Source organism: Telluria sp. GW821-FHT07G12, from assembly GCF_059418525.1.
This window is the reverse complement of record NZ_JBWKQA010000001.1, coordinates 85,432-101,452: the sequence shown is the minus strand read 5'-3', so window position 1 is coordinate 101,452 and position 16,021 is coordinate 85,432. Positions and strand designations below refer to the sequence as shown.

The 16,021-nt window shown below is 68.3% G+C and carries 13 protein-coding genes; 7 read left to right on the top strand and 6 right to left on the bottom strand.

What is annotated here, in order from left to right:
• Positions 1 to 123 precede the first annotated feature (123 nt).
• Positions 124 to 1,392: a beta-ketoacyl-ACP synthase II gene (gene fabF / locus AC07PE_RS00510; RefSeq protein WP_498760699.1), complete on the top strand. Its 1,269-nt coding sequence runs from the start codon at positions 124 to 126 to the stop codon at positions 1,390 to 1,392.
• A gap of 83 nt (positions 1,393 to 1,475) precedes the next feature.
• A complete protein-coding gene (locus AC07PE_RS00505) occupies positions 1,476 to 3,272 on the top strand; it encodes an amidase (protein WP_498760698.1) in 1,797 nt (598 codons plus the stop codon).
• Positions 3,273 to 3,339: 67 nt separating this feature from the next.
• Here AC07PE_RS00505 and AC07PE_RS00500 read toward each other — a convergent pair whose 3' ends face one another.
• Positions 3,340 to 3,987, bottom strand: a complete 648-nt coding sequence (locus AC07PE_RS00500; RefSeq protein ID WP_498760697.1) for an SdpI family protein — start codon at positions 3,985 to 3,987, stop codon at positions 3,340 to 3,342.
• Entirely contained in the window at positions 3,984 to 4,271 is a 288-nt protein-coding gene (locus tag AC07PE_RS00495) for an autorepressor SdpR family transcription factor (RefSeq protein ID WP_498760696.1), read from the bottom strand. Before AC07PE_RS00495 ends, AC07PE_RS00500 begins: the two co-directional genes overlap by 4 nt.
• A gap of 128 nt (positions 4,272 to 4,399) precedes the next feature.
• Between AC07PE_RS00495 and AC07PE_RS00490 the strand changes: the two genes are divergently transcribed.
• The 3 genes from AC07PE_RS00490 (at position 4,400) to AC07PE_RS00480 (ending at position 9,186) form a co-directional block, all read left to right on the top strand.
• Positions 4,400 to 5,242 carry a PhzF family phenazine biosynthesis protein gene (locus AC07PE_RS00490; RefSeq protein WP_498760695.1) on the top strand — a complete coding sequence of 281 codons (843 nt, stop codon included), beginning with the start codon at positions 4,400 to 4,402 and terminating at the stop codon, positions 5,240 to 5,242.
• Between the two features lie 151 nt (positions 5,243 to 5,393).
• Positions 5,394 to 6,152 (top strand): hypothetical protein, encoded by a 759-nt coding sequence (locus AC07PE_RS00485; protein ID WP_498760694.1) that lies wholly within the window; start codon positions 5,394 to 5,396, stop codon positions 6,150 to 6,152.
• A 103-nt stretch (positions 6,153 to 6,255) separates the two neighbouring features.
• On the top strand, positions 6,256 to 9,186 hold the full coding sequence (locus AC07PE_RS00480; protein ID WP_498760693.1) for an EAL domain-containing protein: 2,931 nt from the start codon (positions 6,256 to 6,258) through the stop codon (positions 9,184 to 9,186).
• Here the strand turns inward: AC07PE_RS00480 and AC07PE_RS00475 are convergent, their stop codons facing one another.
• The 3 genes from AC07PE_RS00475 to AC07PE_RS00465 form a co-directional block, all read right to left on the bottom strand.
• A complete protein-coding gene (locus AC07PE_RS00475) occupies positions 9,187 to 9,537 on the bottom strand; it encodes a DUF4124 domain-containing protein (protein WP_498760692.1) in 351 nt (116 codons plus the stop codon).
• 88 nt (positions 9,538 to 9,625) lie between these two features.
• On the bottom strand, positions 9,626 to 10,558 hold the full coding sequence (locus AC07PE_RS00470; protein ID WP_498760691.1) for an AraC family transcriptional regulator: 933 nt from the start codon (positions 10,556 to 10,558) through the stop codon (positions 9,626 to 9,628).
• On the bottom strand, positions 10,542 to 11,972 hold the full coding sequence (locus tag AC07PE_RS00465; RefSeq protein ID WP_498760690.1) for an aldehyde dehydrogenase family protein: 1,431 nt from the start codon (positions 11,970 to 11,972) through the stop codon (positions 10,542 to 10,544). Before AC07PE_RS00465 ends, AC07PE_RS00470 begins: the two co-directional genes overlap by 17 nt.
• A 113-nt stretch (positions 11,973 to 12,085) precedes the next feature.
• On the opposite strand from AC07PE_RS00465, the gene AC07PE_RS00460 reads away from it, so the two are divergent.
• Together AC07PE_RS00460 and AC07PE_RS00455 are read left to right on the top strand one after the other, a co-directional pair.
• Positions 12,086 to 13,621 (top strand): sensor histidine kinase, encoded by a 1,536-nt coding sequence (locus AC07PE_RS00460; RefSeq protein WP_498760689.1) that lies wholly within the window; start codon positions 12,086 to 12,088, stop codon positions 13,619 to 13,621.
• A gap of 6 nt (positions 13,622 to 13,627) precedes the next feature.
• Complete coding sequence (locus AC07PE_RS00455) at positions 13,628 to 15,565, top strand: sensor histidine kinase (protein WP_498760688.1); 1,938 nt, start codon at positions 13,628 to 13,630, stop codon at positions 15,563 to 15,565.
• A gap of 4 nt (positions 15,566 to 15,569) precedes the next feature.
• Here AC07PE_RS00455 and AC07PE_RS00450 read toward each other — a convergent pair whose 3' ends face one another.
• Positions 15,570 to 15,980 (bottom strand): YXWGXW repeat-containing protein, encoded by a 411-nt coding sequence (locus AC07PE_RS00450; protein ID WP_498760687.1) that lies wholly within the window; start codon positions 15,978 to 15,980, stop codon positions 15,570 to 15,572.
• Positions 15,981 to 16,021: the final 41 nt, after the last annotated feature.

Below are 16,021 nucleotides of genomic sequence, written 5' to 3'. Positions count from 1 at the left end.
CCATTATGGCGCACTTTGCATATATCTTGGCGCGATGCGGCAAATGTGCGGGCGCGGCTCCCCTATACTGGCGTCATTCGATGGCGCACTTTGCGCATTGTCATCTATTTGTGGGGAGCAAGAATGAAAGCGAAACGCATCGTCGTGACTGGCATGGGCATTGTGTCGCCCCTGGGATGTGGGGTCGAAACCGCCTGGGCCCACCTGCTGCAGGGCCGTTCGGGACTGGCTCCCCTCGACGAGGCGCTGGCGGAGGGCATTCCGTCCAAGGTCGGCGGCCTCGTGCCCGCGCTGGCGCCGGAGCGGCCGTGGGGCTTCGACCCCGCGCTCGCCGCCGAGGCCAAGGACCTGAAGAAGATGGATCGCTTCAGCCTGTTCGCCCTGGCCGCGGCCGCCGAGGCGCTGGCGCAGGCCGGCTGGCAACCCCAGACCGACGAGGAGCGCGAGCGCACCGCCACCATCGTGGCCTCGGCCGTGGGCGGCTTCGGCACCATCGCGGAGGCGGTGCGCACCACCGATGAGCGCGGGCCCAAGCGGCTGTCGCCCTTCACTGTGCCGAGCTTCCTGGCGAACATGGCGGCCGGCCAGATCTCGATCCGCCACGGCTTGCGCGGCCCGATCGGCTCCCCGGTCACGGCCTGCGCCGCCAGCGCCCAGGCCATCGGCGACGCCGCGCGCATGATCCGCGCCGGCGAAGCCGATATCGCCGTCTGCGGCGGCACCGACGCCTGCATCGACCGCGTCAGCCTGGGCGCCTTCGCCGCCGCCAGGGCTGTGTCGACCGGCTTCAACGAAGACCCGGTGCAGGCCTCGCGGCCCTTCGACCAGGCGCGCGACGGCTTCGTCATGGGCGAGGGCGCGGGCATGCTGGTCATCGAGGACCTGGAACACGCCTTGCGCCGCGGCGCCGTGCCGATCGCCGAACTGCTGGGCTACGGCACCAGCGCGGACGCGTATCACATGACCTCTCCTCCCGATGACGGCGATGGCGGGCGGCGCGCGATGCAGGCCGCCATCCGCCAGGCGGGCATCGCCCCGGCCCTGATCGGCCACCTGAATGCGCACGCGACCTCGACCCCGGCCGGCGACGCCAGCGAGCTTGCGGCGATCAAGGCGGTCTTCGGCGCCGGCGGCGGTCCGGCGGTGTCGGCGACCAAGTCGGCCACCGGGCACCTGCTGGGGGCGGCGGGCGGCGTCGAGGCGATCTTCACCGTGCTGGCGCTGCGCGACCAGATGGCGCCGCCGACCTTGAACCTGGTGCAGCCCGACCCGGCGGCGGATGGGGTGGACATCGTTGCCGGCGCGGCCCGCAGGATCTCCACGGACTATGCGATCTCGAACGGTTTCGGTTTCGGCGGCGTGAACGCCAGCCTGGTGTTCGGCCGGATTTGATTTCGTATCGGCGGCTTGTTGTTTTGCTCACGCATGAGTTAGCATCGTCGGACAGAGCTATCATGCCAACCAGCTGAGGATTCATGACACAACGCCGCCAGTTCCTGATCAATGCGCCCCTCGGCCTGCTCGCCGTCGCCGGGGCCGCCCGTTCCGAACCGCTTCCCCAGGTCGCCGATACGCCCGGCGCGCCGCCCACCTTCGGCGCCACGCCGCCGGTTGGCCCGGACGTCACGCCCACGACCTTTGCGGAAGCCGAAAAGCTGCTGCAGGTGAGATTGAGCCCGGCCGAGCGCCGGATGGCGGCCGGCAGCTGGCGCGTATCGCTGGCCTCGACGATGGAGCGGCGCACCGGCCCGCGCAAGCTGGCGATCGAGGACAGCGTGGCGCCGGCGACGGTTTGGCATCCGGCTGCAGCGGTCGGCGCACCCGCGGGTCCTGCGCGCGAGCGTTTCGTCCGCAGCCGCAACGACGCCGGCCCGCTGCCGAAGAAGGACGAAGACATCGCCTTCGCGGAGGTAGCGAAACTCTCGCGCTGGATCGAAAGCCGCGCCATCACGTCCGAGCGCCTGACCCGCATCTACATCGAACGCATCAAGCGTTACGACGGCAAGCTGCGCAGCGTGATCACGCTGACCGAGGAACACGCACTCGCGCGTGCCCGCCTGGCCGACAAGGAAATCGCGGCCGGCAAATACCGCGGCCCGCTGCACGGCATTCCCTACGGCGTGAAGGACCTGCTGGACACGAAAGGCATCCGCACCACCTGGGGCGCGGAGTTCTATCAGGATCGCGTGCCGGCGCAGGACGCGGCCGTGGTGGCGAAGCTGGATGCGGCGGGCGCCGTGCTGGTCGCGAAGCTGAGCCTGGGCGCGCTGGCGCTGAACGACATCTGGTTCGGCGGCCAGACCATGAATCCGTGGCTGCTGGAAGAGGGCGCCTCGGGATCGAGCGCCGGCCCGGGCGCGGCCACCGCGGCGGGCCTGGTCGGCTTCTCGATCGGCAGCGAGACCGGCGGCAGCATCGTCAGCCCGTCCATGCGCTGCGGTGTCACCGGCCTGCGTCCGACCTATGGCCGGGTGCCGCGCACCGGCGCCATGACCTTGTGCTGGTCGCTCGATAAACTCGGCCCGATGACGCGCAGCGTCGAGGATGCGATGCTGGTGCTGAAGGCGATTTCCGGCGTCGATGCGGGCGACGTCGCCGGCGTGCCGGCGCATCTCGATTACGACGCGAATGCGAAGGTGGCAGGCCTGAAGGTCGGCTACTTTGCCGACTGGATGAAGGAAGCGCCGGCCACCGAGGTCGACCGCGCCGCGCTGGAGAACCTCAAAAAGCTGGGTTTGACGCCGGTGCCGGTGACGCTGCCGGACTGGCCCTATCAGTCGCTGAACACGGTGCTGTTCGCCGAAGCGGCGGCGGCCTTCGAAGAGATCACGCTGGACCACCGCGTCGACCAGTTGAAGGCCCAGGTGCCGGACGCCTGGCCCAACCTGTTCCGCGAGGCGCGCTTCCTGTCGGCAGTCGACTTCGTGCAGGGCGACCGCATGCGCCGCAAGGTAGCGCTGGAGATGGCGCGCATCTTCCAGCAGGTCGACCTGCTGCTGGTGCCTTCGCTGCGCGACGAGATGCTGACGATCTCGAACTTCACCGGCCATCCTTCGCTGACCCTGCGCACCGGCTCGGTGGAAGTGGGGCAGGCGAGGTCCGACTGGGCGCCGAATCCGGCGCAGCCGCTGCCGAGCTTCTCGCCGCCGCGGCGCGTGCCGCATGGGGTGACCTTGATCGGGCGGCTGTTCGATGAGGGGACGATCGGGCGCGTGGGACTGGCGCTGGAGAAGGTGGCGGGAGTGGCAGGCGAAAGGCCGCCGGGGTTTTAAGTAAGCAGCGTGGGCACGGGGTGCCCACCCTACGCGATGTAGGGTGGGCTCTCCGAGCCCACGCAGTTCACGCGCCCCCAGTGCGTTCGAGCCGCTTGTAGTAAACCAGCGAAAACACCACCGGCACCAGCGCCCCCGCCAACAGCGCCGCGGTAGCCACATACCCGGGCAAGCCAAGCAGCGCCGCAGCCACCACCACCAGTCCGCCCACGACCATGCTCTTGCCGGCCAGCCGGTGCGTCGCGTACCAGACCCGGTCGCTGGCCAGGGTCCATGGGGTGCGCACGCCGAGCCAGAAGTTGCGCTTCACCTTGCCCAGCACGTTCCCCAGCAGGACGATGGCGATCCCGATGCCGCCGAACAGGGCGCGGCCGATGTCCAGCGATCCATGGCCCAGCACCGCCAGCAGGATGCACTGTATATAGGCCAGCAGCCCGACCGTCACCAGGCCGCTGAACCACCAGGTGCCGCTGAAGCCTTCGACCCGGAACTTGTCCGGCGAGACCCGCGGCAGCCCGGGCCACAGCAGGATCATCAGGCCCATGATCAGCGGCTGGAGGAAGACAGTGGCGCGCGGGCCGTATCCGTTGACCTGGCCGGCCGCGTCCCAGTGCGTGGGAATGGTCGCGGGCAGATCGCGGTATACGAACACGGTCGCCGCCAAAACCAGCAGGAACACCGGAACCGCCATCCACAAAAAGCGTTGCTTCGTCATTCTTTTTCTCCCTTGGCGCCGCGCGCCATGTCCATGGTCCAGGCCAGCACGTCCTCCAGGACCGTCGTGTTCAGCGCGTACCAGATGGTCTGGCCTTCGCGCCGGCTGCTGACCAGGCCGGCCTCCTTCAGCACCGAGAAATGGTGCGACATGGTCGGCTTGGTCATGTCGAAGCGGGCGGCGACGTCGCCGGCCGTCATCTCCTCCTTGCGCAGCAGGTGCAGGATCTCGCGGCGCGTGGGATCGGCGATGGCCTTGAAGGCGGCAGTGAGCTTGCCCGTCATGTTCGATTCTTCTCTAATTAGATGATTGTCTAACTATAAGCCGGCCCTTTGCGAACGTCAAGCCCTCCAGCAAGATTTGCGGCGCGGCTATATGATGGTTTTCTTTTCAACAATTCGAGGAGCCTTTCATGAGCACATCGTCCGCCGAAGTCTTGCGCATTGCTGCCTTTTCCGATGGCGGGGAGGGCGGCAATCCTGCCGGCGTCTGGATCGGCGCGGCCCTGCCGCCGGATGCCGAGATGCAGCGCCTGGCGCATGCAGTGGGCTTTTCCGAAACCGCCTTCGCCGCGCGCGATGGGGAAGGGTTCCGCGTGCGCTACTTCTCGCCCGAGGCCGAGGTGCCGTTCTGCGGCCACGCCACCATCGCCCTCGGCGCCGCGCTGGCGCGCGAATTCGGCGACGGCGTCTATCCGCTGGCCCTGAACCAGGCCAACATCACCGTCGAGGGCCGGCGCGAAGGCAGCCTGACCTGGGCGGCCCTGCAGTCGCCGCCGACCCGCAGCGCGCCGGCCGATCCGCAACTGGTGGCCGAGGCGCTGGCCTTGTTCGGCTACAGCGAAGCGGACCTCGATACCCGCATTCCGCCCGGCCTGGCCCATGGCGGCAACGACCACCTGGTCCTGGCCCTGCAAAGCCGCGACCTGCTGGCCGCGATGCGCTACGACCTGGAGGCGGGCCGCCAATTGATGCGGGCCTACGGCATGCCGACCATCGTGCTGGCATGGGCCGAAAGCGCGCGCCTGTTCCATACCCGTAATCCCTTCGCTTTCGGCGGCGTGTACGAGGACCCGGCCACCGGCGCCGGCACCGCGGCCCTGGCCGGCTATCTGCGCGACCTCGGCTGGCCGCATGGCGGCGCGATCGACGTGGTGCAGGGCGAGGACATGGGCATGCGTTCGCGCCTGCACGCGGATATCGGCGAGGAAGCCGGTAGCTCGATCCGGGTGGCCGGCACGGCCCGCTTCATGTAAGGCGACGGGGGCCGCAAGCGCTTTTAGCACGCTCGTCTGAAAATAAATGAATTAGGGGTAAAAAGTGCATTTCATCAAGGTTTAGGATTTTTTTGAAGGATTGATAATTATCAAAACAAGTGACGTTATCTCTCCCGAAGGAAGCTTTGCCATGGATATGCGCGACCCCGCCATTTTTCTTTCCGCTACCGCCAAGCAGGACATGCCGACGGAGCGCCTGCCGTTCACGGTGCGCCGCGTCGACACTGACGAAGCCCTCTGGAAGGCGGTGAAGATCCGCCACGCCGCCTATGCGCGCCATGTGCCGGACTTTGCGCGCACGCTGGCCATGCCCGAAGCCTGTGACTACGCGGACGACACCGTCGTGCTGCTCGCCGAGTCCAAGCTGGACGGCTCCGCGCTGGGCACCGCACGGATCCAGACCAACCAGCACGGCCCTCTGCACCTCGAGGAGTCGATCGAGCTGCCCGATTGGCTGCAAGGCCGCCGCCTGGCCGAGGTGACCCGCCTGGGCGTGTCGGAGGGACGCATCGGCCACGTGGTCAAGGTCGCACTGATGAAGGCTTTCTTCCAGTTCTGGGAGCAGAGCGGCACCGAATTCGCGATCGCCACCGGCCGCGCGCCGATCGACCGCCAGTACGAACAGCTGATGTTCACCGACGTGTTCGCGCCAGGCCAGATGATTCCGCTCAGCCATGTCGGCAACATTCCGCACCGCGTGATGGCTTTCGAGATCGCCACCGCCGAGGCGCGCTGGACCGCCGCCAAGCATCCGCTGCTGAAGTTCGTGCGCCAGACCAGCCATCCGGACATTCAGATCGGCGGGTTGCGGACGCGCCACAAGATCGGCGCAGTTAGGCCGCAAGTTGCGCACCTTGCAAGCCCGATCAGGCAGTTTGCTGCTGTTTAAAGAAAAATTTGCATGACGGAATCATAGGCAGGCTGTATGCTTGCGGGCAATTGTCGTTCAATCGATTGCCCTTATGTTTCAGCCGCTCCAGCCACCCACTCCGTTGCAGAAGAAGCTCCCGGTGATGGCCGCGCATCGCATCGTCGAGGCGACGATGCGTTTGCTGTCGGTTTACCTGGTGCCCGCCGGCGTGGCCCTGGTCTCGGTACTGGCCCTGGTCCTGTGGAATAGCCATGACGTGGTGTCCGGCGGCCAGCCGCTAGGCGTGTACGCGACCGCCGAGACCGGCGCCCCGCTGACGCCCGCCGCGGCGCTGCGCGAACTCGCGACGGCCGAGCAGGTCCCCTTCTACGATACCCATCTTTCCGAAGCGCCGCTGTGGTTCAGGCTGCGCACCCATGGCGTGTCCGGCGACGTCGTCGAATTCCCCTCGCGTCACGCGCTCGCGATCCAGTGCTGGGATGCCGCGACCCTGCAAGTTCTCGGCGAAGCCACGCATGGCGGGGAGCGCGGTGCGCTAGCCGCGGTCAAGTCGGGCTTTGCTTTGCGCCTGCGGAACCTGCCGGCCGAGGTGCTGTGCCGCGCCACCTTCTCGGGCCCGGCGCGCTTGACCGCGCTGCTGTGGCCGGCCAGCGAACTGGCGCTCTCGACCGAGCAGTTCCACCGCCAGTCCGGCTTGCTCGACGGCGGCATGATCGTGCTGAGCCTGTTCATCCTGATCACCGCCATCATCAACCGCCAGGCCATCTACCTGCAGTTCGCCGCCTGGCTGATCCTGAACCTGCGCGTGGGCGCGCTGTCGGCCGGCTGGGACACCCAGTGGCTGGGCCAGATGGTGCCGGCCGACTGGCTGGTGCCGAGCCGCGCCCTGACCATGGCGCTGTACTCGATCTCGACGCTCACGCTGTACATGACCCTGTTCGGCCCCGAGCTGCAGCGCACCCGCTTCATCACGCCGCTGCGCGTCATGCAGTGGCTGTGCATGGTCCTGCTGCCCTGCGCGATCTGGCTGCCTTACGGAAGCTTCCTGCCGGTGATGTGGGGCATCGTCGCGGCCGGGCTGTCGCTGATGATCCTGGGCCTGGTCAACGTGATGCTGCGCTCGCAGTCGCGGGTGGCGATCTGGTTTGCCGCCTCCTTCGTCGTGACTTACGTGGGCGGCCTGACCGAAGTGTTCTCCGCCGCCCTCGGCGTGCCCCAGCTGCTGAACGTGGTCAACAGCGTGACGGCGGCGCTGGCATCCAGCCTGCTGGCGGCGCTGGCCATCGCCGAGCAGATGCGCATCGAGACCAAGAAGCGGATCGCGGCCCAGGCCGAGCTCGAACACGCCTACGAGGCGATGCCGGTCGGCCTGTTCACCCTCGACCAGTACGGCGGTTTCCTGTCCGCCAACCCGGCGCTGCGGCGCATGCTCGACTGCGACGAGCTGGCGCCGGGACGCACCCGCTGGCAGCAGTTCTTCAGCGACGCGACCTGGAGCCACATGCGCGAGCAGGTGCATTCCCAGCTCAGCGTCGAGCTCGAGCTCGATCCGCGCGAGGGCGAGCGCCGCTTCCTGGTGCGCGCGACCCTGGCCCACGGCCGCATCGAAGGCGTCCTCGAAGACATCACCGAAAAGACCCGCGCCACCGAGCAGCTGCGCTTCATGGCCAACAACGACCCGCTGACCAAGGTCTTCAACCGCCGCGGCATCGAGAAGATGTTCGAGACGGTTGCCGCCAGCGCGGCGCCGGGCCGGCCGCTGACCCTGGCCTACCTCGACCTCGACCGGTTCAAGTTAATCAATGATTTGTTCGGCCATGCCGCCGGCGACGAAGTCCTCAAGCAGGTCTGCGAACGCGTGGGGATGACGCTGGCCGGCGGCCAGCAGGTCGGCCGCGTGGGCGGCGACGAATTCGTGATCGTGATGCCGGATACGGCGATCTCGCTGGCTTCGCTGATTTGCCGCAGCATCGTCGACCGCATCGGCGGCTCGCCTTACCGCGTCGGCGATAAGGCCTTCCACGTGCGCGGCTCGGTCGGCCTGATCGAAGTGGCGCCGGGCATGGCGATGAAGGATGCCGTCTCGACCGCCGACCGCGCCTGCCGCGAAGCCAAGGACGGCAACACCGAAGGCCTGGTCGTGTACAAGCGCGGTTCGAGCGCCTTCCACGAGCGCGAGGCCGAACTGAACCTGGTGGCGCGCCTGAACGGCCCGAACGCGACCGAAGGCATGTTCCTCGAGATGCAGCCGATCATGTCGCTGCGTTCGCCCTACGAGTCGCTGAACTTCGAAGTGCTGCTGCGCATGCGCGAGGCCGACGGCCGCGTGTCGCCGGCCGGCCCGCTGATCGCGGCGGCCGAGAAGAGCGGACGCATGGGCGTGATCGACCGCTGGGTGCTGTCGAGCCCCCTGGGCTGGATCGAAGACCACGTCGAGACGCTGACCAATACCCGCTTCGTCTGCATGAACCTGTCGGGCGCCTCGCTGAACGACGAGCGCTTCGTGCAGGACACGCTGGAAATCCTGGCGCGCCACGAACACGTGGCCGCCCGCCTGTGCATGGAGATCACGGAAAGCGTGGCCCTGCACGACTTGAACAACACGCGCCGCTTCATCGACCAGGTGCGCGCCTTCGGCGTGAAGGTGGCGCTGGACGACTTCGGCGCCGGCTACACCTCCTTCTCCTACCTGAAGGAACTGCCGGCCGACGTGCTGAAGATCGACGGTAACTTCATCGTCAACATCAATGCCCATCCGGCCAACGTCGCCATCGTCGAGGCGATCGTCAACCTGGCGGTCAACCTGGGCATGAAGACGATTGCCGAGTGGGCCGAGGATGCCGGCACGGTGCGTACCCTGGCCGAAATCGGCGTCGACTACGTGCAGGGTTACGCGATCGCGCGCTCGCAGCCGCCGGAAAAACTGCTGACGGCCAGTTCGTCGGCCAGCTTCATCAAGAGCGAGGACGTGCTGCAGCTGGTGCGCACGCTGGGCGCTTCGGCCAACGAGCCGGCGCTGATGGACGTTACGCCGCTGCGCGACCTACATTGATCAGTTCAAGCCGGCCAGGCGCGGCCGGGTTTCCTGCAGCATCAGCATGCGGCGGGCTTCCTTCAGGGTGGCAATATCGCGCGACAGCGTGGCGGGGCGGTCCACCTGCGGCCGTTTCCAGCTGGCATGGCGCAGCTCGCCGGGCGTCACGACGTGGCGGTTCGGCAGCGGCGTCTCGCTCGACAGCTTGACGGTCGAGGCTCCGCTTTCGCAGGGCTGGTCGGTCAGGGTCACGTGGCCGGCGGAATCGACGCACTTCACGATTTCGTTGCCGGCCATTACCGGCGCAGCCACCGATGCCGACAGCGCGGCAGCGGCAATAATGCTCAGCAGTTTGACTGGACGCTTCATGATCTTCTCCTGTGGTATGGCCACAGTGTGCGCGCCGCGTCTGCTGCATTCTGTTCGTTTGCTCACCTTGCCCGTAGGCCGCCTCGCCCTAGGGCTGTAGGACTTCCTGCCGTCCGCGCAGCTGCTGCGCGTCCTTCAGCGGCGGGGCCCCGAACAGGCGCCGGTATTCGCGGCTGAACTGGGACGGGCTCTCGTAGCCGACCTCGTAGGCCACGCTGGCCGCTTCCGCCTCGCCGCTCATCAGGCGCTTGCGCGCTTCCAGCAGGCGCACCTGCTTCTGATACTGCAAGGGGCTCATCACGGTGGCGGCCTTGAAGCGCCGGTGCAGCACCGATGGACTCATGTGCACGGCGCGCGCCAGCGCATCGATGCGCAGCGGTTCGTTGTAGTGGGTGCGGATCCAGTCGATGGCATCGCCGACCGCGCGTTCGCGCTGTCCGCCAAGGCCGTGCACGAGAGCCGCGCCGCCGGGCGCCGTGACCAGGTGGTAGATTAGTTCCTGCTTCGCCAGCCGGCCCAGCACGGGCAGGTCGCGCGGCCGCTCCAGCAGCTGCAGCAGGCGCACGAAGACCGCCAGCATGGCTGCATCGGCGCGCTCGACGCTGACCACGGGCGCCTCCGCGCCGCCGAGCGGCAGCGGCAGCGCCGGCTGCATCTCCAGCAGGAAGGCGGCGATCTCCCTGGGGTCGAGGTCGATGCGGATGCCGTAGTAGGGCGCCTGCGCGCTGGCGCGCGTGACCTGGCCCGACACCGGCATGGCGACGCCGGCCTGCACATAGCTTCCGGGTCCATAGCGCAGCACCTGCTGGCCGACCAGCATCTCCTTCTCTCCCTGCACCAGCAGGCAGGCCGAGGGCGTGAGGATGCCGCGCCCGGCCGGCGTCGGCGCCGGCCGGCGGATCAGCGACAGCCAGGGCAGGGCGGTCGGCAGGTCGAGCGCGCCGGCGGGCTGGCCCGCCATGCGGCTTTCCACCAGCGCGCGCAGGGTGTCGACGGCATCGATGTCAGAGCGGTGTGTCATGGCCCATGATGGCTTTCGGTTCCAGATATTCCTCGAAGCCGAAGACGCCGAACTCGCGTCCCAGGCCGGATTGCTTGAAGCCGCCGAAGGGCGCCTCGGGAATATCATACAGCCCATTGATGAACACGCGCCCGGCCTGGATGCCCTCGGCCATTCTGCGCGCGCGGGCCGGGTCGGCGCCGAACACGTAGCCGTGCAGGCCGTAGGGGGTGTCGTTGGCGATCGCCAGCGCGTCCTCGTCCGTGTCGTAGGGGATGATGCACAGGACCGGGCCGAAGATTTCTTCGCGTGCGATCGCCATGTCGTTGCTGACGCCGCCGAATACGGTCGGGCGCACGAACCAGCCGTGCTCCAGGCCTTCGGGCCGGCCCGGGCCGCCGGTCAGCAGGGTCGCGCCTTCCTCGATACCGCGCTGGATATACCCCTGCACGCGCTCCCACTGCTTGCGCGTGACCATCGGCCCTACGTTGACGCGCGGGTCGGCGGTCGGGCCGACCACCAGCGCGTCGAAGGCGCGCACCGCCAGTTGCTGGGCCTCCGCCAGGCGGCTGCGCGGCACCAGCAGGCGGGTGCCGGCGATGCAGGCCTGGCCGCTGTTCATGACGGCCGCCATCGCCGCCACCGGCATCGCTTTCGCGAAGTCGGCGTCGTCGAGGAACACGGTGGGCGACTTGCCGCCCAGTTCCAGGGTCACGCGTTTCATGCTGTCGACGGCGCTCCGTGCGATGGCCTTGCCGACCGCGGTCGAGCCGGTGAAGGAGATCTTGGCGATGTCGGGATGGCGCGCGATCTCGGCGCCCACGGTGTCGCCGCGCCCGGTGACGATATTGAAGACCCCCGGCGGCAGGCCGGCGCCGTGCAGGACGCGCGTGAGCAGTTCCGTCTGCGCGGCACTCAATTCGCTGGGCTTGATGACGGACGTGCTGCCGGAAGCGATGGCCATGGCCAGCTTGCTGGCGATGAAGCCGATGTTGGCGTTCCAGGGCGTGATCATCCCCACCACGCCGTGCGGCACCATGTGCACGCGTGCGCCGCCCACCTCGCGCTCGAAGGGGTAGTCGGCAAGCACCTTGCGCGCCAGCGCGAAGGAGGCGGCGGCGCGCCTTGCGGTGCCCTGCGCCATGGCCGTGGTGCCGCCGTATTCGGCAACCATGACCTCGACGATGTCCGCCTCGGCCGCCGCCACCGCCGCGGACAGGGCCTGCAGCCATTCCATGCGCTGGGTGCGCGTGGTCCGCGAAAATGCCGGGAAGGCCGCCTTTGCCGCCGCGATGGCGCGCCGGGCGTCGACTTCGTCGGCGAGGATGACGGTGGTGGTGTCGCGTTCGGTGGCCGGGTCGACCAGGACCAGCGGCTCGCGCCCGTGCGGCGCGGCGAATTCGCCGTTGACGTAAATGGTGTCGATGATGCGCATGGTGGATCTCCTGTTGAACGATCCTTCCATGGTAGGAGCGGGCGGCCTGCGGGCGGTAGCAGGATCCCGTCCAAACATTGCCTGATCCTGCCTGACTATGCCATCATGTTCGGATGCCATCCGACCCAGACAACACCGCGAACCAGGAGCTGCGCTACCGCGAACTGTTCCGCCAGGCGCCCGTCAGCCTCCAGATCCTCGCACCCGGCGGCCGTACGCTGCGCGTCAACAAGGCCTGGGAAGCACTGTGGCAGATCCACGAGGGCACCGACCTTCACCGCTTCATCCTGAGCGACTACAACGTGCTCACCGACCCGCAGCTGGTCACCAGCGGCATCGCCGGTTATTTGCGGCGCGCGCTGGGCGGGGAGTCGGTCGAGATTCCCGCGATCCGCTACGACGTCGGGCGCCTCGAGGGCGGCGTGGTGCACGCGCGCTGGGTCACGGCGCGCGCCCATCCGATCAAGGACGACAGCGGCGCGGTGCTCGAAGTGATGCTGATGCACGAAGATATTACCGAGCGCATCGTGGCCGAAAGCGAACTGCGGGTGCGCGAGGAGCGTTTCCGCTCGCTGGTGATGGCGACCTCGCAGATCGTCTGGACGAATACCGCCGACGGCCGCGTGCTCGAAGATTCGCCCTCGTGGCGCGCCTTCACCGGCCAGACCTACGACGAATGGAAGGAATACGGCTGGCTCGACGCCCTGCACCCGGACGACCGCGACACCACCGCCCGCCTGTGGGCGCACTGCGTGGCGACCCGCAGCGTGTTCGAAGCCGAGTACCGCCTGCGCCGCGCCGACGGCGCCTGGCGCTGGACCGCGGTGAAGGGCGTGCCCATCGTCGACGAGGATGGCACGCTGCGCGAATGGATAGGCGCCAACACCGACATCCACGACATGATCATGGCCCAGGCCGAGCACATGCGCCTGCTCGCCTCGCTGCAGGAGCAGGACCGGCGCAAGGACGAGTTCCTGGCGATGTTGGCGCACGAGCTGCGCAATCCGCTGGCGCCGATCTCGGCGGCCGCCGACATGCTGAAGTTCGGCCGCGCCGGCGAGGAAAAGGTGGCCAGGGCCAGTGAAGTCATCGGCCGCCAGGTGCGCCACATGACCTCCCTGGTCGACGACCTGCTGGACGTCTCGCGGGTCACGCGCGGCCTGATCCAGCTGGAGCGCGTGCGGGTCGAAGTCGGCGCCATCGTCGCCAGCGCCGTCGAACAGGCGCGGCCCCTGTTCGACGCGCGCGAGCAGGTCCTGGCGATCGAACGGCAGGACGGCGCCGCCGCCGTCACCGGCGACGCCAAGCGCCTGGTGCAGGTGCTGGTCAACCTCTTGAACAATGCGGCCAAGTACACCCCGCGCGGCGGCCGCATCCTGCTGTCGACCGCGCGTAGCGACGGCCAGGTGCACATCGCCGTGCGCGACGACGGGATCGGCATCGACGCCCGGCTGCTGCCGCAGGTGTTCGACCTGTTCACCCAGGCCGAGCGCACCCCCGACCGCGCCCAGGGCGGCCTGGGCATCGGGCTGGCCCTGGTGCGCAACATCGTTGTCCTGCACGGCGGTACGGTGCACGCCCACAGCGACGGGCCGGGCAAGGGCAGCACATTTACGGTCAGTCTCGCGCTCAGTCCCGATACGGTATGAACCATCATGCATAACGAACCCACCACCCCGGCGCCTGCCGTGCGCCATGGCGCCAGCCAGGAGCAGCGCTTCCAGACCCTGTTCCAGCAGGCGCCGGTCAGCATCCAGATCCTCGCGCTGGACGGGCGTACGCTGGCCGTCAACAAGGCCTGGGAGACGCTGTTCCAGTTCCACGACGACCATCCGGTCAAGCAGATGTTCCTCAGCGGGGAACTCAACGTCCTGACCGATCCGCAGCTGGTCGCCAGCGGCGTCACCGCCTACCTGCGGCGCGCCCTGGCCGGCGAATCGGTCGAGATCCCGCCGATCCGCTTCGACGTCTCCCGCTTCGACGGCGCGGCGCAGGCGCGCTGGGTGAAGGCGCTGGCCCACCCGGTCAAGGACGAGCACGGGACCGTGGTCGAAGTCATGCTGATGCACGACGACATCACCGAGCAGGTGGAGGCGGTGGAAGCCCTGCGCGTGCGCGAGGAGCGTTTCCGCTCGCTGGTGATGGCGACCTCCCAGATCGTCTGGACAAGCACCTCGGACGGCCGGGTGCAGGAAGACTCGCCTTCGTGGCGCGCCTATACCGGCCAGTCCTACGCCGAGGGCAAGGACTTCGGCTGGCTGTCCGCCATCCATCCCGAGGACCTGGAACGGGCCCGGGCCTTGTGGCAGGAATGCGTGGCCACGCGCACCGTGTTCGAGACCGAATACCGGCTGCGGCGGGCCGACGGCGCCTACCGCTGGACCGCCGTGAAGAGCGTGCCCATCGTCGACGCCGAAGGTGCGGTGCGCGAATGGATAGGCGCCAACACCGACATCCACGAGCGCGTCATGGCGCAGGCCGAGCTGGCCCAGCGACTGGACCGCGAGAAGCGCAATTCCGCGCTGCTGGCCAAGGTGGCCCAGGCCTCGCGCACCCTGAACACCGCGCTGTCCTCGCAGCAGATCGCCGAGGCCCTGGTGGAAGAGGTGCGCGCGATCCTGGAGGTGCACCATGCGGGCGTGTCGCTGAGCGAAGGGGCGCATCTGCGGCAGGCGGTCAAGGCGGTGTCCCGCGTCGAGGGCGCGGCCGAGCCGCCGCCGATGCGCGCGCGCCTGGCGGTGCCGCTGGTCGACCGCAAGGGCAACAACATCGGCCTGATCGAAGCCTGGGACAAGCACCAGGGCGAATTCACGGAAGAAGACGAGGCCATCCTGGTGCAGCTGGCCTCGATCGCCTCGAACGGCTTCGAGAACGCAGGCCTGTATGGCTCGCTGCAGGAGCAGGACCGCCGCAAGGACGAGTTCCTGGCGACGCTGGCGCAGGAGCTGCGCATGCCGCTGGCGCCGATCGCCAAGGCGATGGACGTATTGAAGGCCACCGGCGCCGGCGACCTGCGGGTGCTGAAGGCAAGCGAAGACATCGGCCGCCAGGTGCAGCACCTGGGCTCACTGGTCGACGACCTGCTGGACGTGTCGCGCGTCATGCGCGGCCAGATCCAGCTGGAACGGACCCGGGTCGAGGTCGGCGCCATCGTCGCCAGCGCAGTCGAGCAGGTGCTGCCGCTGATGGAGGCGCGCGGCCATGCGCTGATGGTGGAACAGGAAGCGGGGAGTGCGGCCGTGATCGGCGACGTCAAGCGCCTGGTTCAGGTGCTCGTGAGCCTGCTCGACAATGCGGCCAGGTACACGCCGCCCGGCGGACGGATCGTGCTGTCGGTGACGCTCAAGGCGCCGGCGGTGCGGATCGCCGTGCGCGACGACGGCGCCGGCATCGAGGCCAGGCTGCTGCCGCACGTGTTCGACCTGTTCAGCCGCGGCGATCACGCGCCGGAACGGATCCGGGGTGGCCTGGGCATCGGCCTGGCGCTGGTGCAGAACATCGTGGTCCTGCACGGAGGGACGGTGGCCGCGCACAGCCAGGGACCGGGCAAGGGCAGTACCTTTACGGTCAGCCTTGCCACGGTCCCCGAATGAACCCTTAGCTGCGGTTCGGGTTGTTCGGACGGGCGTCCATGCGGTTCGGTACGCCGTCGCCATCGCGGTCGCGGTCGTGGCCGTTGCGGATGCCGTCGCCGTCACGGTCGCCACGGCGCCAGCCGCCGCGTTCCATCACCCAGCGGCCGTCGCGCTCGACCCAGGTCGGGGCGTTGTAGGCATAGCCGTGGCGCTCGCGCAGCCAGGTGCCGCGCGTCCACACGTAACGGCCGTGGCGGTATTCCCAGTGGCCGGGCGCCCAGACGTGGCCGCGGCGCGGCGCCGGGATGCGCTCGGAGCGCGGCGGCGGCGGGGCTTCGCGGATGATGACGGTGTCGGCCAGGGCCGGGACAGTCACGCTGCCGAAGGAACCGGCGAGCAGGCTGGCGATCAGGATCTTCTGGAACTTGGTCATTGTGGCCTCCTTATAGAGTTATGCTGCCAGCTAACTCTACG